General features: G+C 57.4%; 19 protein-coding genes. 5 read left to right on the top strand and 14 right to left on the bottom strand.

Going from position 1 to position 18,378, the window contains the following annotated elements:
- The first annotated feature begins 107 nt into the window (after positions 1 to 107).
- From ACPQ6D_RS13545 to ACPQ6D_RS13530, 4 genes are all read left to right on the top strand, one after another.
- A complete protein-coding gene (locus ACPQ6D_RS13545) occupies positions 108 to 575 on the top strand; it encodes a hypothetical protein (protein WP_423224869.1) in 468 nt (155 codons plus the stop codon).
- Positions 572 to 1,597, top strand: a complete 1,026-nt coding sequence (locus tag ACPQ6D_RS13540; RefSeq protein ID WP_423224868.1) for an NAD-dependent epimerase/dehydratase family protein — start codon at positions 572 to 574, stop codon at positions 1,595 to 1,597. The genes ACPQ6D_RS13545 and ACPQ6D_RS13540 overlap by 4 nt, the downstream gene beginning before the upstream one ends.
- A 56-nt stretch (positions 1,598 to 1,653) precedes the next feature.
- Entirely contained in the window at positions 1,654 to 1,941 is a 288-nt protein-coding gene (locus ACPQ6D_RS13535; protein WP_423224867.1) for a ubiquitin-like small modifier protein 1, read from the top strand.
- Between the two features lie 127 nt (positions 1,942 to 2,068).
- Positions 2,069 to 2,341 carry an SHOCT domain-containing protein gene (locus tag ACPQ6D_RS13530; protein WP_423224866.1) on the top strand — a complete coding sequence of 91 codons (273 nt, stop codon included), beginning with the start codon at positions 2,069 to 2,071 and terminating at the stop codon, positions 2,339 to 2,341.
- Positions 2,342 to 2,539: 198 nt separating this feature from the next.
- On the opposite strand, the gene ACPQ6D_RS13525 is transcribed toward ACPQ6D_RS13530, so the two are convergent.
- The 14 genes from ACPQ6D_RS13525 to ACPQ6D_RS13460 form a co-directional block, all read right to left on the bottom strand.
- Positions 2,540 to 2,881, bottom strand: coding sequence for a hypothetical protein (locus ACPQ6D_RS13525; protein WP_423224865.1), 342 nt, complete (start codon positions 2,879 to 2,881; stop codon positions 2,540 to 2,542).
- 116 nt (positions 2,882 to 2,997) lie between these two features.
- On the bottom strand, positions 2,998 to 3,156 hold the full coding sequence (locus ACPQ6D_RS13520) for a hypothetical protein (RefSeq protein WP_423224864.1): 159 nt from the start codon (positions 3,154 to 3,156) through the stop codon (positions 2,998 to 3,000).
- Positions 3,157 to 3,244: 88 nt separating this feature from the next.
- Positions 3,245 to 4,381, bottom strand: coding sequence for a hypothetical protein (locus ACPQ6D_RS13515; RefSeq protein ID WP_423224863.1), 1,137 nt, complete (start codon positions 4,379 to 4,381; stop codon positions 3,245 to 3,247).
- On the bottom strand, positions 4,378 to 6,621 hold the full coding sequence (locus tag ACPQ6D_RS13510; RefSeq protein ID WP_423224862.1) for an ATP-binding protein: 2,244 nt from the start codon (positions 6,619 to 6,621) through the stop codon (positions 4,378 to 4,380). Before ACPQ6D_RS13510 ends, ACPQ6D_RS13515 begins: the two co-directional genes overlap by 4 nt.
- Positions 6,622 to 6,626: 5 nt before the next feature.
- Positions 6,627 to 8,252 (bottom strand): ATP-binding protein, encoded by a 1,626-nt coding sequence (locus ACPQ6D_RS13505; protein WP_423224861.1) that lies wholly within the window; start codon positions 8,250 to 8,252, stop codon positions 6,627 to 6,629.
- Positions 8,253 to 8,265: 13 nt separating this feature from the next.
- Complete coding sequence (locus ACPQ6D_RS13500) at positions 8,266 to 9,348, bottom strand: Rossmann-fold NAD(P)-binding domain-containing protein (protein WP_423224860.1); 1,083 nt, start codon at positions 9,346 to 9,348, stop codon at positions 8,266 to 8,268.
- Positions 9,345 to 9,905, bottom strand: coding sequence for an HhH-GPD family protein (locus tag ACPQ6D_RS13495; protein WP_423224859.1), 561 nt, complete (start codon positions 9,903 to 9,905; stop codon positions 9,345 to 9,347). The genes ACPQ6D_RS13500 and ACPQ6D_RS13495 overlap by 4 nt, the downstream gene beginning before the upstream one ends.
- A gap of 115 nt (positions 9,906 to 10,020) precedes the next feature.
- A complete protein-coding gene (locus ACPQ6D_RS13490; RefSeq protein WP_423224858.1) occupies positions 10,021 to 11,058 on the bottom strand; it encodes a DNA cytosine methyltransferase in 1,038 nt (345 codons plus the stop codon).
- A gap of 902 nt (positions 11,059 to 11,960) precedes the next feature.
- The gene (locus ACPQ6D_RS13485) at positions 11,961 to 13,184 is read right to left on the bottom strand and encodes an ATP-binding protein (protein WP_423224857.1); all 1,224 of its coding nucleotides are present in this window, start codon (positions 13,182 to 13,184) and stop codon (positions 11,961 to 11,963) included.
- Positions 13,185 to 13,281: 97 nt separating this feature from the next.
- Positions 13,282 to 16,023 (bottom strand): PEP/pyruvate-binding domain-containing protein, encoded by a 2,742-nt coding sequence (locus tag ACPQ6D_RS13480; protein WP_423224856.1) that lies wholly within the window; start codon positions 16,021 to 16,023, stop codon positions 13,282 to 13,284.
- Positions 16,020 to 16,256, bottom strand: coding sequence for an anti-sigma factor family protein (locus ACPQ6D_RS13475; RefSeq protein WP_423224855.1), 237 nt, complete (start codon positions 16,254 to 16,256; stop codon positions 16,020 to 16,022). Before ACPQ6D_RS13475 ends, ACPQ6D_RS13480 begins: the two co-directional genes overlap by 4 nt.
- Positions 16,257 to 16,263: 7 nt before the next feature.
- Positions 16,264 to 16,869 carry an RNA polymerase sigma factor gene (locus ACPQ6D_RS13470; RefSeq protein WP_423224854.1) on the bottom strand — a complete coding sequence of 202 codons (606 nt, stop codon included), beginning with the start codon at positions 16,867 to 16,869 and terminating at the stop codon, positions 16,264 to 16,266.
- A 93-nt stretch (positions 16,870 to 16,962) separates the two neighbouring features.
- On the bottom strand, positions 16,963 to 17,484 hold the full coding sequence (locus ACPQ6D_RS13465; RefSeq protein WP_423224853.1) for a type II toxin-antitoxin system VapC family toxin: 522 nt from the start codon (positions 17,482 to 17,484) through the stop codon (positions 16,963 to 16,965).
- Positions 17,484 to 17,798: a hypothetical protein gene (locus ACPQ6D_RS13460; RefSeq protein WP_423224852.1), complete on the bottom strand. Its 315-nt coding sequence runs from the start codon at positions 17,796 to 17,798 to the stop codon at positions 17,484 to 17,486. The genes ACPQ6D_RS13465 and ACPQ6D_RS13460 overlap by 1 nt, the downstream gene beginning before the upstream one ends.
- A gap of 256 nt (positions 17,799 to 18,054) precedes the next feature.
- Between ACPQ6D_RS13460 and ACPQ6D_RS13455 the strand changes: the two genes are divergently transcribed.
- A complete protein-coding gene (locus ACPQ6D_RS13455) occupies positions 18,055 to 18,282 on the top strand; it encodes a hypothetical protein (protein ID WP_423224851.1) in 228 nt (75 codons plus the stop codon).
- The last annotated feature ends 96 nt before the right edge of the window (positions 18,283 to 18,378 follow it).

The raw sequence follows: 18,378 nt of genomic DNA, 5'->3' as shown, positions 1-18,378 counted from the left end.
ATTACAAAGTGAACCGTGTTGGACGTCGAGAAACCTGGATGATATAATCGCCCGACTGACAGCCGTCAGCGAGGAATTTTTCCAGTTCAGAAGTTCATGAGGACACCGTGAGCCAGATCGAGTTATCCATCATGTTGAATGACGACCTGCTGACCTGCGCAGTGTTTGTGCATCAGACGTTGCGCGACCTGCTGCATAACCTGGGGCAAGGCGATCTCTCTGGCGCTGCGTGTCCAGAAGGCGATTGCTGCCGCTGCACAGTGCTGCTCAACGATCTGGCGGTTTGCGCATGCCAGGTTTTGGCCGTGGAGGCGGCTGATCAGCGGGTGCAAACGGTGCATCATTTTGGCGGGCACCCGCTTGTCCAACATCTGCGTGCGGCCGAAGGCCCGTGTGGGCGCTGTCTTGGCGCGCATGTGCTGGCAACGATGGACCTCTTGCAGGAGTCGCCCCAGCCCTCGCCATCGAAGCTGCGCCAGCGCCTGGTTGCCATTCCCTGCGAATGTCAGTTGGGAGGCCACCTGGCGCGCGCAGTGAGCCAGGGGCTGGGTCAGCCGCGAGGCCAGCCGGTATGAGCGCGGTGACGGCTCGACTGAGCTCGCCGAAGTCGCTGACTGGCGCCCATATCTTGGTCACTGGGGCTAACGGTTTCATTGGCGGGCATTTGTGCGAACATCTGCGGGCGGCAGGCGCGCAGGTGCGCGGCCTGGTGCGTTCCGCGCCGCGCGCGGCGTGGCTGGCCGAGCAAGGCATCAGCCTGGTTGAAGGGGATTTGACAGACGCGGCTGCGCTGGCGCGCGCCGCGGCCGGCTGCGCGGCGGTGATTCACACGGCGGCGTGGACCGGCGCGCCCGACGATCCCACACTGGGTGAGGCGGTCAACGTCACGGGGACCGAAGCCGTGCTGCACGCGGCGGCCGCGGCCCAGGTCGCCCGCGTGATCTATTTCAGCAGCGTGGCGGTTTACGGCGTCAACGCCAGCCCAGTGATTGACGAAACGGCGGCCACGCCCCTCGTGGGGCAGGCCTATCCAGACAGCAAGATTCGCGCCGAAGCGGCCGTGCGGCGTTGGATGTCTCGCGGCCTGGACGCGGTCATCGTGCGGCCAGCCAGCACCTACGGCCCGCGCGGCGGTGCGTGGACCATCGCGCCTGTGGAGCAGATCAAGGCTGGACGATTGCGCCTGCTGGCTGGCGGCCGCGGGCTGGTCAACCTGGGGTACGTTGACAACGTGGTCGCGGGCACGCACCTGGCTCTGACTTCGGCGGCCGCGGCCGGCCAGACGTACAACCTGTGCGACGGGCAGACGATGCCATTTCACACGTTTTACGGCTACTATGCGGCGATGGTCGGTGTGGCGCGCCTGCCCAGTGTGCCGGCATGGGCGGGGAAGCTCGTGATTTCGCCGCCGGGCCGTTGGGCGCGACGCGTGTTGGGAAGACAGGCGGCCGGCCCCTGGTCCCTGCACTATTTGCTGAACAGCAGCCGCTTCGCGATTGACAAAGCGCAGCGGGAGCTGGGCTATACGCCGGCCATTGACGTGGCTGAGGGCATGCGGCGCACGGAGGTCTGGCTGCGGCAGGCCGGCGTGATTTGAGCCAACAGGCAACGCTTGGGCGCGCGCAATTCAGTCATGAGAAAGAGGTAACCGCCATGAAAGTGAATTTCTTTGCCACCTTGCGCCCCATTGTGGGCGGCAAGACGGTGGAATTCGACTTGCCAGAAGGCGCCGCTGTCCGCGCCCTGGTAGATGCCATCGTCACGCGCTTTCCGCCGCTGCGCGACGAACTGTTGGACGCGGGCGGGCAGCTTCACGAGCATGTCCATGTCTTTGTCAACGGTCGCGACGTGCAGTACCTGCCGTTGGCGATGGACACACCGCTTTCGCTGCGGGACACGCTCAACATCTTCCCAGCGGTGGGCGGCGGCGCGCTCAGCTAAAAACTCAATCCATCCTTTATCACATCTTAACACCTCTCTGCTATACTGACTGCGCCGCCGGAGCCTGATCGCGTCCTGCATCGGCCGCCGGTGGGATAGTGACTGACAATTCAAATGGAGGTGAGCCATGATTGGTCCTTGGGGATGGCATGGGATGATGCGAGGCCCAGGGTTGCTGGGCGGCTTCCTGGTGTGTCTGTTCGCGATTGCGATCATCGCCCTGGTCGTGTGGTTGGTCGTGAGGCTTGTGCGCTCGACCGCGAGCCAGCCTGCGTCGGGCGCCGCGTCGCCGTCGGTTCCGCCGGCCGACCCGGTGCTGGAGGTGCTGCGTCGGCGCCTGGCCGAAGGGGCCATTACGGCCCAGGAGTTCGATGAGTTGAGGCAGAAGCTCGGGGTGTAGCTGAACAGCAGCTCCAGAAGCAGCCAAGTTTTTGACCACAGAGATCACAAAGAACGCAAAGAAGGCAAAGAAGGCGCCATTTGCGCCTGATCTGCCGTTTCTTTGTGATCACCCACCCCCGCATGCGTTCTTCGTGGTTGAAGGTGTGCTCCATTTGGAATTTCTGGTCGCTGAAACAGGTTTTCGATGCGAACAAGTTCAAGCAGTGGCCGGGATTGGGGTAGTGAAATGAATGCGCCAAGAATTGCTCACTGCAATCAACTCCCCTTGCTGTCGCTCAACTTGATGTTGGGGAACTGCTCCTGTTTGAAGCTGTCCTTCAGCGTGGCGTCGAACGCGCTGCCGGGATCCTTTGTAGTGCACGGTCGCTTCAATCGCGATCGAGAACTGATCTGGGTTCTGACCGTTGAGCGGCTTGAGCAAGCTGTTGAAAAGACCCGGCAACTGACCGATGGTGATCGCACCCGAAACCTTGATCGTTCTTCCGCTCGCTTTGGCCGTGCCCGCATCAGACGCGGGCAAGACGAGATAGCCGGCCACGTCCTCGGCGACCTGCAGCGGAAATTACACCGGACTATCGCCCGCCTGGGTCAGGCTGTAAACCATGCGCTGGTTCTTGGCTGCTTCGACCAAGGCCGGCCGGATCGAGGTCTAATCTACCTTTCCTCCATGCAGCGCTTCGACCATGCCGCGACGAGAAGCCTGGCATCTATCGGCTTGCCGCGCTCGCAGTACTGCTCAAGAATGCCCTGGATTTCGGCCGGCGTGACAGGCACGGGCCAATCAAGCAACTGGCGGTAGACCTCTTCGCGCATGATGAGCCACCGCTGGCCCTGCAGGTAGATGTTGTGGGGGAATCTCCTCTTTGGTGTGCAGGTCACGCAAAACCGATGTCGGCACAACTCAACCCGTGAAGTCAGGCCGCCCAACACGACCAGCATGAGAGACAAAATTGTGAAGCAGATCAGCCCGGTAGGGTTCGTCCAGGCGGCACTCTCGTCGAATTGAAACATCAGTGCCATTGAGCGTGCTGAATGTATGGCTGTAGCGCATGACCGCCGTCCCGTTCTTGGGTGGATTCGCCGTTGTCATGTCATGCAACACCAAGATCTCATGGAAACACACTTCATGCGGTTCACCATGATATGTCAACGGCCAGCGATCATCGGTTGCCTTTAGTTGGACATTGAGCATCGCAAGGCGGACGTATGATGTCTTTCCAGGATTGGCAAGATCACAGGCCGGCGTCAGAACTACTGCGAAGGTGTCATTCTTGTTCAAGGATATTTTTACGATATCGCCATTGCGCACCACGTCGTCGGCCGGCTGATAGAACATATAGAGCGCTTCCATCTGTGAAGCGCGCCGGCGTTCTTGCCTGGTTGCCTGGGGGTTGGTGGTTTTCAGATCAGCAACAATCTCCTTCAATCGGTCGAGAAAACTCTTGTCAGCGTACAACTGACGTCCAAGTATTCTTAGCATTACATCAGTTGTATGCTCCATATCAACGTCCGTCTTTTCGCCAAACGCAATCAGTGTTTTAAGTCCTTTAGTCAAGTCATCAATCGACTGCTCGGCAAGTGAAAACAGCGTCTGTTCGGCCGCCGCAGCGACACTATGGCGAAACAGTTCCGACAATTGCGATGCTGCCTGGTTGTGCCATTCAGCCAACACCTTTAGCAGCATATGGTGATTGACCTCTGCCTTACTACGGCCTTGATAGCACGCCTTCGGGAATATTTTTATCACCTTAGTTTCGTCTGCTTCGAATCGTGCTTTCTCTTCGGTCCAGATAATTACTGGCACGAAACGAGTTCTGCGTATAGCCTCCAGACAGAGCAGTGCATCGGACTCGTTTTCTCCGTCAAGCAACCAATCCAGAATGACCATTTGGACTGATGACAGTTCGTGCAGATGGGTCAGAAAATCTGGATAGTCATTGACAGCAATGATGTCCACCCCAGCGGCTTGGAACTCACCGATTACATCTTCCCTCACCTTGCTGCTGTCTTCAATGAGCAAAACACGATTTAGGTTCACGGTCTGCCGTTCTCCTCTATATCCTGTTCTGGGAACTGAACCTTGAAAGCTGCCCCAACCCGGAATGCATCAGGATGCTCGCTGGGATCGAGCAGCACGACTGTAGACCGCGCCTCAGCCAATATTTCGCGAGCAATGAAAAGTCCCAGGCCACGCCCGTCGATTTTGGTTGAGAAGAAAACCTGGAAGATACGATGTTGGTCGCGTGGGTGGATGCCTGGCCCGTTATCCGCCAATAGGACATATCTTTGAGCAGCGGAAATCACGATACGCAGCCGCCTATCACCCTCTTCAGACTTCCGGCTGAGCCAATAGCAGGCGTTGTCAATCAGGTTATTGAACACCTGCGTCAGCGCTCCGCGCCGCATCGTGACGGTGAGCTGACCTTCGCTTTCACGGACCTCAACAAGAATCCGGTTTTCCTTGATCTGCCCTTGATTGAGAAGCAAGGCGTGCTCAACAATGGTTTTAACATCTAGCGGTTTCTCAACCGTTTTGCGCCGAATGTAGAACATTGGCCCCAAAGCCAGCACCAGATCGCGCAGTGCTTCCAACGTTACGCCCAACGCTTCAACGCGATCCTTCAGGTACGATACCTGTTGAATCACGGAATGCCTCTCGATCTCGCGGAGCAGATCGGAGGCTTCGCGTGTCATCCGCGCAAATTCGTGGGTGAAGCGTTCGGCTGCCAGCCCAAGACCGGCCAGTGCCAGTAGCATCTCGCGTTCCTCATCAAATCGCTGCACAATATCTGTGGCTGCTTGTTTTGTCTCTGTGAGGGCAACTGCCATCGCAATCTGTTCTTGTTGCAGGTTGACGGTTAGTTGCTCTGCAACTTCCTGAGATATTTTGCCTTTCGTTGCGAGAGTATGCGCCATTTGTTTTGTCTTCTGAATAGCATCAGTTGCTTGTGCAATACTATTATTCAACTGATCAATCGCTGGTATCAGTTCTCGTTTCTTTGCCTTTTCACCCTCGCGAATCTTTTTTCTATCATCTCCAAATAGATTGAACGCTTCTCGCAATACGCCTTTGAGAAGATCGTAAAAGTCCGCAAAAGCTTCATCTTCTATGAATCCTTCGCGGTTGCTTTTGTCACGCAGTTTCCCATTCTCGGATTGATTGATCTCGACAGCACCTACAACATTCTTCCGACTGAATGCACCTGTTGAGGTCATATAGCGCGATTTGTCAATTTCAAGCCAATCGTCGTCAGGTTCGCCATATGGCATGACTCTGATACCGTCTCGGAAGACGGCAATCCCATTCATTTGATCCAGGTCTCCCCTCGAAGTGCCGGACAGATTCAGACTATCTGTGCTTCGATCCCAGACATACAAGGTGACAAAGAAACTACCGCAGTGCGAGATTCTTTCGCTTGGATTCCATCCTTCAATGCCTAATCGAAGATCTTTTTCTTGCGGTTCAACAATGCGCGACGGGTATGGAGGCAAATTGAACTGATACTCATATTGAGCAATGCCGTGTTGATCGACCAAGACAAGCATCTGCGCATGTGCTGTCTTTAAGAGTTCACTTGCATCTAGGTTCTCGTACTGTGGGTACTCTGGGCAATGTAAGGTAACGGAAAAGGATCCGGGCGGGCGGAAAGGACTCATCAAGCGTCTTAAAGCCCGGGATACTTTCTCTATGTCCTTCCTCTTCCATGAGGAGCGTGCCCTCTTGATCTCTAACAATGTGCCACTGCTATGAGTGAAATGCAGGGGCAAACGTTCTTCATAGTTGACACCAATCTCGCTGAGGTATGCGTCGGGCTTTTCAAAATCGTCCCAGGCAACGTTCACTACAATTTCAACATCTGTTGGCTGACCGTTTGCGTCCCTGGCACGGCTGATTAGCGTCAATTCGTGACCTAGCTTGTGAGCGGCAAAACGGCCCACCCCCTTCTCGCCCAGTGGAAGGCGACCGCGAGGTGTACGCTCGGCGCGTTTCTTAGCCTCTTCTTTATGACCAGTTGCCGGTTCCAGCCACCGGCTCAGCACAGTCTCCAGGTCCATGCCGACCCCATCATCTTCGACAAGGATAATCGTTTGCTCTGAATCGGCAAGATTAAGAAGACTGACCGAGACCTGATTGGCATCAGCATCATAGCCGTTCTTAACCAGTTCCAACAGACCCACCGTAGCGTCGCGAATAAGCTGCTCTCCCAAGACACTGACAAGTCGAGCGCGTGGTCGGAATGTTTCTGTACCTTTTCTGAGTTCTGTGTGTTCTGCCATGTTGGTTAGTCCGTATGTTCCCGGTGGCTGCTGCACGGGCGCATGTCACACAGTACTGGATGGGAGAACTGGGGACTAATGATCAGGGCCTGCCCCTGACTCAACAATGGCACCTCGCCCCACACAGCTTCATTGACATTGCCCGCAGAGACATGAAGGGCGTCCAGGTTACGCTTACCTGTGGTCTGATGCACAAATTTGGTGTTGCATAGCTCGTATATCTCGTTGGGGAGATGTGCGGGTTGTTGAGATATGAAGCAGAGACCCAACCAGCGCTTGCGACCACGGCGGCTAATCTCACGCAGCATATCTACGATGCTTTCCATCATCTTGACATTGTCACGACTTACGAAAGTGTGCGCCTCTTCGATGACAACAAGTGTGGGTGGCGCGTCCGGCTCGCCAATCTTCTTTGAGAAAATCTCCTGAAGAATCTGGGCAATTACGATGTTATTCACACGTACATTGGTAGCATCGCTCAAGTCAAATACGGATAGGTGTCCAGGCTTGACCAGATCATTTACATTCAACACGTAGTCTACTGAGTTGAATATCTGGTATCGCTGAATCTTCTCCAGCAACTGTCTTACTTTCGACCAGGATGCTTTGTTGCCATATGCTGCATCGGCCCTCTCAACAACCACATTCAGTTCTTTCATCAGAAAGTTAAGGCTAAGACCAGGAAGACTCTTCAATCCTGAGGGCGTCTCGCTACTCAGTCTTTCCCACTTACTTTGCCTTGGCTGTCCCGATTGATGCTTGACCTTGTCAACACAGTCTTCATAAAGCTCCAGGAATCGTGTTTCCTGAGCCTCATTCAAGCCCATAATTTCTATTAACGCGTAGGGGGACTGCCGGCTGAAATCCAGGCAAAACTCACGTGCGTCGGGTCGCTTTGACTCAGTCCCAGGACAATGAAACACCTGAATTGCTTCAACGCCCTTCGGGGAGACACCAAATCGTCGCATTGCGGCACCCAAGGATTTTCTCTTTTGTGCCTCTTCATTGGGCTTATCCATTGAGATGTATTCACCTTCAACATCCAGGATGATGACAGCCCAGCCAGCAGCAATAGCTTCTTCGATCAAGACCTGTGCTGTATTTGTCTTGCCAGAACCCACAGTACCGAAAATACCCAGATTGCGCGGAAGAACTTTCTTCTCATGTGCATTCAGTTTGACGCGCACCTGCTCATATCCAGTCAAATGCCCAATGTACATATTGCCTTCAAGTCCCAGTAGCTCGGCGATCTTGTCGGATGGCATTTCATATACGGGCGTCTTGGGAAATGGCCGACTCGCAAAACCAGTAAGTGATGCGCTGTCGAGGTTTACTCTGCCCAGCAATTCGACCCGGCAGACGGCATGGAAGTCTGGAAGAAAAGGCACTTCATTAGCCATCAGAATGGAAGTTCGAGCAAATGCAGATTCCTTGCCAACAGCGTCGGGTGTATAGAAAGGTCCCGAGACTATGCGTCCGAGATACGGGGTATTGCCATTGCCCACAAGAACGTACTGTCCGCGTTGTAGCCGATTTATATCATCATACGGGACGCGCAGTTCTATTTCGTTGTTCTGCCCACGGATGTCATCGAAGTTTACAAAACCAATGGGTCTCAGCGACTCTACCATCTGTCATCTCCAGTCATTTCAGGCGCAGGTCTCGTTCATCGCTTTCAACCAGGAATTCCCCCTCTTTGGCAAGTTGGTAACGCATCATCTGCGTGAAGTCACCAGCCGGGAAATATTCCGAACATAAAGTGTCGGCATAGTCGATCAACAGGGGGAACCCTTTCTCGCGTTGCATCAACGAGTCACGTGCAATGATCGCTGCAGCCAACTCGAAATTGTCTCGGTGAGCATGGAACATATATGGGCGCTGGCCAACGCGGATTATCCCAACAATAATCTTGGATGCATTGTGATGCAGGAAATCTTTCATGTGGTCAAATTCCCGTTCTCGCCAACGATCCGGAGACATGAAGTCTGTGTTGTCTGCAATCTCGTCACCAAACGAGTATCGCTCATCAACCAGGTATTCTCCGGGGTTAAGTGCAGTACCGAGAGTGATGTAGTCGCTCTGCCGGGAGGTAGAGATGACGCTAAACACCTTTGGATCGGCTGCTATCTGCTTCAAGAGGCCCAATGTGGTATACAACGCCCTCAATCGCCCTAATCCAGTCATCAACTCAAATGGTAGTAGGGGGCCGTGAAGCATTCGGTATACATTCTTGTATTCCGGTCGTAGTGCAACTTCACGCTCGCGATACAACATCAAAGCCCGAATAACCAGACCGGATAGGGGGCGATTTCCAAATTCTCGTGCCTTGAGGACACTCAACACATCATCTGGACTGTGTTGGAAACTGGCTTCTGAAATGTAGTAGGACTGACGCAGCTTCTGATTGAAGTAATTTACGGCCACAACACCGATCTGGCAGCGAACACCAGACAACATTTGATGCGTTGAAACCGTACCATCTACGGCTGTGACCTGTCCATTGAGAAGTAACTTCTCCGCCTCCGGGAGCAGGTCGTCATAGCGACGTACGGTATATTTGTCCTCCAAGATCTCTTTGCGCAGTGCTTCACGAATCAGCCTCTCCCGGGCAATATCACATCCCAGCTCTTGTTGATAATATAACGGGGCTTCGCTGATAAACGAGGAATAGCTGTCCCATTGTTTCTGGTTCAACAGATCATGAAACGTCGTTGGATTTTGGTTCATGATGGTTCCTCAGAAACTCGGGAGGTTCCTGTCGAGCAAAGACTTTGCAGTGGGCAAAGATGACATGTGGGTGGACGCTTCTTCATGCAAACACCGTCAGCCAAATCAAGCAGCGCATAGTTATATCTGCGCGGCTCGCCAACATAAATAAGTGAATTCAACAGGGTTCGGAAGCGGCTGCTCCGACGCGAGGAATCTTTTGACTCCAATCCAAATAGCCTTCCTGTGATCCTGATCGTGTTTGTGTCGGCCAAAGGTTCAGGCAGGTTCCATGAAAAGCAGCGCACTGCACCAGCAATATACCCACTGACTCCAGGTAGGGACAAAAGGTCAGCGCGTTCAACCGGAATCTGACCATCCCATTTGCTCATGATCTCGCCTGCCATCCGATGTATCAGGTCAACCCGCCACCGGAGTCCAAGTGAAAACAGAGCATCTTGCAGTTCTTGCAGAGATGCCTTAGCCAGTACCGCAATATTCGGATACGTCATCAAAAAAGATTGATACACTCGAACAACCTGGATTGCCTGAGTTCGGTGGAGCATTACTTCAGACATAAGAATCCTGTACGGGTCAACAGTTGTCCGCCAGGGAAATGCACGGAAGTTATCTTGGCCCCATAGGAGTAGCAACTCTCCCAATCTCACACTATCTAGTGTATGTCCGTTGGCATCAACGATCAATTTGTAAGCTTTCCTTACTGTCTCCTTGCCACGAACGAGTGAGACTTTCAACAATGGCTTTCATGACAGGTGGGCAAACACCGTTGCCCATCAACTTGATCTTGTCTCGTCGAGGCAGGCCCTCAGCAAATACGAAGTCGTCACCATATCCCATAGCCAGCTTGAGTTCTTCCGGTTGCAGCATTCGCATCCTGTCTTGTTCACGAGATGGTCCTGGTACAACATATCCAAATCGATCCAGGGTTGTAATTGTTCGCAAGGGCCTGTCAAGGGACTGCCAGCCACCATTGCCACCATTCTTTGCAGACCCGTAGTAGACAATCAGGAATGGCTCCGGAGGTTTACCCTCACTTTGCATCTGCGCAATAGCGTAGTCGGCTTTTGCCAGTGTAGCCCCTGCTCTCCTCGGTATTCTTAGCTGATTCAGCTTGTACGTATTTTTCGAAACAATATCCCTTGCTGTTTTTGCGTCTGACTTGACATCTGCTAGAACTGGAGGAGTGTCAGCATGTACGCAAAGCATGAACAGCCGTTTACGGGACTGGGCAACACCAAAGGCCTCAGCATCAAGCTCTGGTTCCGTGATATTGTAGTCAAGCTCTTCAAGTCTCTGCTTCAACTCGTCGTGGCGATGCCAGTCTTGCATCTCTACAACATTTTCAATCACAACCCATCTTGGCTTGAAAGTCTCAGCAAAACGCACAACTTCCAAAGCTGTTTCTCTACTTCGTTCACAGCGAATGCCCTTGCCCTTTGCTTTGGAGTGATTGGTGCATTCGGGCGAGGCCAGTATCAGGTCGATCTTGCCCAATTCGGCGTGCAGCGCCTCAACGTCCAGATCGAAGATGTCTGCCTGGCGCGCTACGCCTGCACCGAAGTTGCGGTTGAAGGTGTCAACCGCCGGCCGCCAGATATCGAAGGCCGCCACAATCTCGACGCCAGCTTGGCGCGCGCCATAACTGCTGCCGCCCGCGCCGCAGAAAAGGTCGATTGCCCGTATTCGTATAGGTGACTGCTGTGTATTCATCGGTTTCACGCCGATTGCTGGTTAGCGTTGCATGATGCGTGTACCATCGCGAACAGAAACGATGTGCAATGGCCCAGCGTCAACATGCTTTGCATATCTTCCACACGACTTTGCACTTGCCTAATTTTACGGCCTAATTGCGAAAACAGCAAGCATGTGATATCACGCTGCCGCCTGGTTCCACCTGCTGCCCCCCCAGGCAAAGATCGCACAGGCGCGGAAGAGTCTTGGTCAAGCCCTGGATCATCGGGCGCATGATCTGCGGCGTTAACAGCCTGCCACAGGTCGATCCCTGCCAGTCGCCGGCGTGTCGCTTCAAGCCAACCGGCGGTAACATCAATCACTTTTGCCTGTACCGGCAGTCAATCGCTGAGCGCCGGGGTGACAATGAGCGTGCGCAGATTTGGCTCACGCGACCGGATCTCTTTGTCGAGCAGCCCGCACATGATGGTCTTGCCAGTGCCAGCATCGGGGCCAAGAGGTGCCGAATGGTTGGCTGCGGCAGCATGATGTCATAAACCGCTTCGAGTTGGTAGGGAAGAGCGTTTTTGTCATGCACGTCATGCCGGATTTGTTGATGTTTTCATATTGGCGGACGGGTTGACATGGGATAACATAGGAACCAGAGCAGTTTCGTAAAGCCTGGTGACTCTGGCCACTCGGAGAGTGGACCTGGCTGGCGCTGAGATGCGCCGGGTGAGACTGAAATCGAGGCCCAGGGTGAGACCGCTTGGTTTTTTTTCACCACAACGCTTGCTCGATCACTTCCACCACAACCAGTCGGTGCGCGATGATGTCGTAGAAACGGCTGTTCCCGCGATTGAACCCTGGAGCTGGCGATTTCGGGCGGCTCCGCCATCATGCCGCCTGGCCATCGGCGCAGGCTTGCTTACGCGCCGCGTTCAGATGACCCAGGCAGGAATAGATTGGGTTGACGCCGTGAGCGGCAACGACTGCTCTGCCAAGCAGATCACACCGCCCGGCCCAATGGGCAACCCCAGCCGCTCCAATGTCCCAAAGCCCCGGACATCCTCCCGGCTCGGCGACGCGGTCTTCTTGATCTCCAGCGGATAGATGATCCCGTCCTGCACCAACAGCAGATCAATCTCGCGTTGGTCCTTGTCGCGGTAGTAGTAGAACGGCGGCCGGCGACCGTTGTGCCAATAGCTCTTGAGCAGCTCAGCCACGATCCAGGTCTCCAGGATCGGGCCGGACATGGCGCCGGCCTCCAACGTCTCCGGGCTGGCCCATTCGGTCAGATAGGCGGCCAGGCCTGTATCGAGGAAGTAGAGCTTGGGCGTCTTGACCAGGCGCTGGGTCAGGTTGGTATGGTACGGCTCCAGGAGATAGACAATCTCGGCCGCCTGCAAGATGGATAGCCAGTGCTTGGCCGTGTTCGGGGCTACGTCCGCATCGCGCGCCAGGTCCGCGAGGTTCAAGAGGCCCCCGGTGCGCGCGGCCGTGGCGCGCAGAAAGCGCAGAAACGCCAGCTCATCACCCACCCGCGCCAGGTCGCGCACATCGCGCTGCAAGTAGGTCTGCACGTAGGAACTGTAGAACAGATTGCGCTCCACCGCCGTGTTGAGGGCAATCGCTGGCAGCGCCCCGCGCCAGATCAGCCAGTACAGTTCTTTCAGGGTGAGTTTGCTGCGCTGTGTGCTCCGGCGAGCGATTTCTACGGGCGTCGGCCAGAATGGCGGTGCATCCAGGCCCTGTCCCAGCAGCTCCGGTCGAGAAAGTCCCAACAGGTGCAGCACGGCCACGCGACCCGCCAGCGACTCAGATACCCCTTGCATTAAGTGGAACTGCTGCGATCCGGTGAGCCAGAACAGCCCGGGCTGGCTGGTGCGATCGGCGGCCATTTTAATGTAGGGCAGCAGCTCCGGCGCGTACTGGATTTCGTCAATGAGTACAGGCGGTGGGAAGCGCTGCAGAAACAGCGCCGGGTCCGTCTTGGCCAGGTTTAGGACCAGCGGATCGTCCAGGGTCACGTAGGTGCGCTCCCCTTGACTGAGGCGCCTGAGAAGGGTGGTCTTGCCGACCTGTCTGGCGCCCGTGAGCAGCACAACCGGGAACTGTTGCGCGGCCCCGGTCACGGTCGGTTCGAGTGTCCGCGGCGCATACATGCAACACCTCCCGAGCTTTTTCGTCTAATCTGCATTTACAATGCATAATAGCCGATCAATCCGCAGTTGTCAAGCAGGTGACAATCACGCGACTCGATCAGGCAGGCTGTGCGGCCTCATCCAGCAGCCTGATCTCGCCGTTGGAGCCGTTCAGCGCGATGCGCTGGCCGGTCGCCAGGCGTTCGGTCGCCCGATCTACGCCCACGACGGCCGGAATGCCGTATTCACGGGCAACGACCGCGCCATGGGTCATCATACCGCCCACTTCCATGATCAGGCCGGCTGCGGTCAGGAAGAGCGGCGTCCAGGAGGGGTCGGTGCCACGGCAAACCAGGATCTCGCCCGGCAGCAGGCCGGCGGAGCGCGGGTCGAGCACCACCCGCACCCGGCCTTCGACGCTGCCCGGCGACACCGGGCTGCCGGTCAGCGCGCCGGCGCCTTCTCCCCGGCTGGTCACCCCGGCGTAGAACGCGCGGCCATCGCTCAGCAGCAGGCGTGGAATCTGCCGGCGCATCTGCTCGCGCTGGAAGGCGGCGCGCCGTTGGCTGATCAAGGCCGCCCAATCCGCGGGCTTGCCGTCGGCAAAGGCGGCCAGCTCAGAAAGCGAGAGGTAGACCAGGTCATCTGGCTGGGCCAGTTCGCCGGCCGCGGCCAATTCCTGGCCGATCGTGAGCAGATCCTGGCGGAAGATGCCCAACAGGCGAACCACGAAAAACTTGGGGCTTTCGCGCAGCGCCATCAGCATGCGCGTGCGGCCCGCGGCCAGGCGTATCAGCCGCGCCTTGAGCCAGCCGTGCGGGCCTTGCTGCGCCGCGGCCGCCATTTGGTTTATGATGGCCTGGGCGGCGGCCGCGCCTCGTGCAAAGACCGCGTCCGGGGCTTGATGCCGGTCCGTGATTTGCAAATAGCCGGCCACGACCTCCATCAGGTGCGCCGGCTCTTCGGACCAGCGCGGCCGGCCCAGGTCAATCTCGGCCAGGCCGCGCGCGCCGTAGCGCGCCATGAATGGTTCAAAGGCTCGCTGCGCCGCGTCCGGCAGTGCGCCGGCGCGATAGCGCGCGGCCAGCTCGGCCGGGGGCTGAGCTTGAAAGGCCCGGCGCGCGGACGCATCGGCCTGGATCGTCTGCGCAACCTGCCACAGCGCCAGGTCCATCTCCGTCGTGGGATTGTACGGCAGGCCCCGGGTGACTTGAAGGATGCGCTCGCCCCAATCGCCCGACCCGTTGGCGGAGGCCGCAGCCACGCGCTTCGACAAGACCCGCAGCATGTTGTACGAGGCCATGCCGCTGGCAACCCCGGAAATAAACACGCGGAAGGTGCGGGGCACATACTCTTCCAGGCTCTGCGGGACGAGCCGCGCCAGTTGAGCCAGCCTGGCGCGTGGATCGCCCTGGATGGCAGCGCTGCGCGCCTGTACGGCGACCAGAACGCGCTCGCCATGGGCGATGATCGCGCGGCGCCGCCGGCCTGGGGAAAGCAAATTGAGCAGAACGTTACCCACGACCGGGATGAGAAAGCGGGCCACCTGCGCGGCTGCATGCGGGCTGATCCGTCGCCGCCCCGGCTGCAGAGCCGGCTCCTGCCAGATTGCGGTGATGGCCTCGCCCGCGGCCGGATCCAGGAATCCCATGGCGCCTCGCGCAATCCGGCGGCCGATCGGATTACGCAGGACGGGTGTGAAATTGGCCCACAGTCGTTCACCGGCCGTGAAAAGCACCCGCTGCGGACCACGGCTGGCGGGTATGCCGAAGAGCTGCCCGACGGCGACCATGACCTCGCGCAGGATGTCTCGGCCCAGCGGCGTCACCGGATCCAGCATGCCTTGCACGGCGCCAAAGGAGAACATGACCATCAAGGGCGCCGGCGCCAGGTCGTCTGGCACGGGGAAGAGCGAGGTGATCGGCCGGGCCTGCAGCAGGTAGAGCGTGTCGTTGGCCCAGGCCCACTCGATGTCTTGCGGCGTGTGGTACAGTTCAGCGACGCGGCGGCCCAGCGCGGCCAACGCCTGGATTTGCGCATCGGGCAAAGCCTGAGCCGCGGCCTGGTCTTCCTGCACCGCGACGGTGCCGCCGCCAGGCCGGCCGCGGATGCTCATTGCTTTGGCGCCAAGCGTCCGCCCAGTGATCTGGCCGCTGCGCGTGTCCACGACGTAATGGTCAGGCTCCACCTGGCCCGCCACCAACGCTTCACCCAATCCCACGGTCGCATCAATCACCGTTTCCGTGCGCAGGCCGGTGAGCGGATTGGCCGTGAAGAGCACGCCTGAGGCCTGGCTCTCGACCATCTTCTGCACGACGACCGCCAGCGCGGCCCCGCTGTGCGGCACCCGATTGCGCGCGCGGTAGTTGATGGCCCGCGCCGTCCACAGGCTGCTCCAGCAGTCAACCACCGCGGCCAGCAGGGCTTCGTCGCCGACCACGTTCAGGTAGGTATCCTGCTGACCGGCGAAGGACATCTCCGGCAGGTCTTCGGCCGTGGCCGAGGAGCGCACGGCGACCGCCGGCCGGCCCAGGTTGGCATACGCGGCCAGGATCTGTGCGGCCAGGTCGAGCGGGATGCGCCCCTGATCGAAGAGACCCCGGATCAGCGTCGAAGCCCTCTCGGCCTGGTCTGGGGAATCGGGCGCTCCCGCCGGCAGGGCGTCCACGATGCGCGCCGTCAGCTCATTGGCCGTGAGAAATGCCATGTAGGCTGGCGTGGCGATGAGGAAGCCGTCCGGCACCGGCAAGCCCGCGCGCGCCAGCCGCGCCAGGTTGGCGCCCTTGCCCCCGACGAGCGCCAGCGCGGCTTGATCCGAAGCCAGGGGCAAAATCCAGGTCGGTTGTGAAAGGCTGGTCATACGTCCGCCAGATTAAGCGCGCGGTAGAGGCGCGCACGGGCCGCGTGACTCAAATCGGGTGCGGGAAGTTCGTGATAGAGGGACACGGTCTTGCGCAGGGTGTCGGCCACGGCGAAGCACGCCGCGCACGCGGATAAGTGCTGCTCGATCGCGACACGTTGTTTGGGCAGAGTCTCGCCGTCGAGATAATCGGATAGGCTGGCGAGCACATCCTGGCAGGTCATAGGCGTCATTTTAGCTTCAACCTTTGATGGGTACGTACACAAGCTCCGTGAAATAACCAGACAGACGTTCGCGCAGCCACAGACGCGCACGGTGCAGGCGGGTCTTGACATTTTCGACCGACAACCCCAGGGCGTCAGCCGTCTCCTGCGTGGAGAGACCCTCCATCTCGCGCAGCACAAAGACCGCGCGCAGCTTTTCCGGCAGTTCGGCAATCGCCGCCTGCATCTCGGCACGCGCCTCGCCGGTCTTGAAATCCTGATCGGGCAGGCAGCACCAATCGAACAACTGCTGCGGCACCAGCGTACCTTCGCTGTCGGCCGCGGCCTCATCCACCGGCACCGTGTCCACTTTGCGGCGGCGCAGGCGGCCCAGCGCCGCGTTGTACGCGATGCGATAGAGCCAGGTGCCTAACTCTGAGCGGCCTTCGAAACGATCAATGGCCTTGAAGGCATTCATGAACGTCTCTTGCACCACATCTTCGGCCTCCGCCTCATCCTGCGTCAAGCGCAGGGCCAGGCGGTAGATCGCCGGCGAGTGGATGTCAACGCACTCGCCGCACGCGGCCTTGTCGCCGCGGCGAATGCGTTGGAATAAGAGGCGGTCTTGTTCAGGGTTGCTCATTGGATTAGATACGATCCTTGCGTCATGGCTGCAGCACGGCCGGCGGCGGGAAGGTCAACTCATGGAGCACCTTGCGCAACCAGGGACATTCATCTATAGCAGCGACGCGGTTGTTGGCGTGTCTTGAGGGGAAATGTGGTCGAAGGGATTTTCAACGGCCAAGCCCTCAGCCTGTGCAGCGGTTAACAACGTCTTGTCGCCGCTTATGAACATCAGCGACTGCCTGATAACAGCCAACGACCGACCTTGACGTAAGGCCACGGCCAATTGGACCGCATCGTATGCTTTGAGAGGTCTGGTCTGGCAGAGATGCGCTGCTCTGTGAAAGTCGGCCGTGGTCACAGGCGCCATGTTATACAAGCCGTTGGCTACATTCTTGATAAAAGCCTGGTATGCTCCGTCGCGGGACCGTCGGGTGATCCTGTTGACGCGGTGCAGCACGGCAAAGGCGGCTGCACACTCGGCAATACTGGCATCAGAAATGAACACGATATTGCGCGGAAAGTCATCTCGAGGGTCACGTACATCAATCAAGCTTCTGACCCAAGTACTACCTGGCTCAAGAATGTAGTATTTGACCAGCGCGCTGGCATCTAGATAGCAGATACTCATCATTAGCGCCGATTTTCGATGATGATGTCGCTCGCCAGTGGCCCAGGCGGCAGATGATCTAACTCCCAGAGGACAGCTTGCTGCTCCTCCTGGGGCAGTTCGTCCCACTGCGCAGCCAAATCAAGCTCCTCGGGTGTTGGATCACGGACCAATCCCCACATGCGCATCCAGGCCAGCAGTTCCTTGTTGCTCGATGGTATGCCAGGCGCCTGGAATGAAGGTCGTCGCCCGCTGACAATTTCGCGCACAGCGGTTTCGAGGCTTCCCAGTCGTGTCTTGATGTCCGCCATTTCCACTTGCAGGTCTATGGTCGTCATGGAGAGTTCCCCCTTTCTGCACTCGCTCCTGTGTGGCCGTATTATAGCACGTGGTCAAATCTGCGGGCAAACGACCGCGCCGATTGACCACTCACCGCCGCGCTCAAGTCATGTTTCGCTCCAGGTCAACCAGGCGATCGGATTGTGATCGAGATAGACAAAATTTCGGATCAGATGACAATCCATTTTTGATGGTGTATAATAGCCGCATCGAATTTCATAGACCAGCTGATGCCAAATTGAGAGGTGAAGTCTGATGACAATGCGCACCATGGAATTGACTCTGAATGAGGCCTTGTTTCAACGATTGGAACGAGCCGCACGTCCTGCTGGACTTTCGGTCTCTGAGTTTGTTTTGCAACTGTTGAAACGATGGTTCGGCGAAGTAACGGTTGCGGAATTGGAGCAACAAGAAATCACCGCGTACCAGCGGATGCCGGTGGTCGCCGGTGAATTCGATGTCTGGGAAAGTGAACAAAGTTGAGGCCCTGCAATTGAAGGCGATCTGTGCGGAACGCGAGCCAATCCGAGGCACTGCCACGATCAGGCCGATAAGCTACATTGCGAGAAATCCGCCAAT

Origin of the sequence: Candidatus Amarolinea aalborgensis (genome assembly GCF_900491745.1) — a bacterium.
Taxonomy (GTDB): domain Bacteria; phylum Chloroflexota; class Anaerolineae; order SSC4; family Amarolineaceae; genus Amarolinea; species Amarolinea aalborgensis.
Note: the sequence above shows the minus strand (reverse complement) of the source record. Positions and strands in the feature narration are given on the sequence as shown.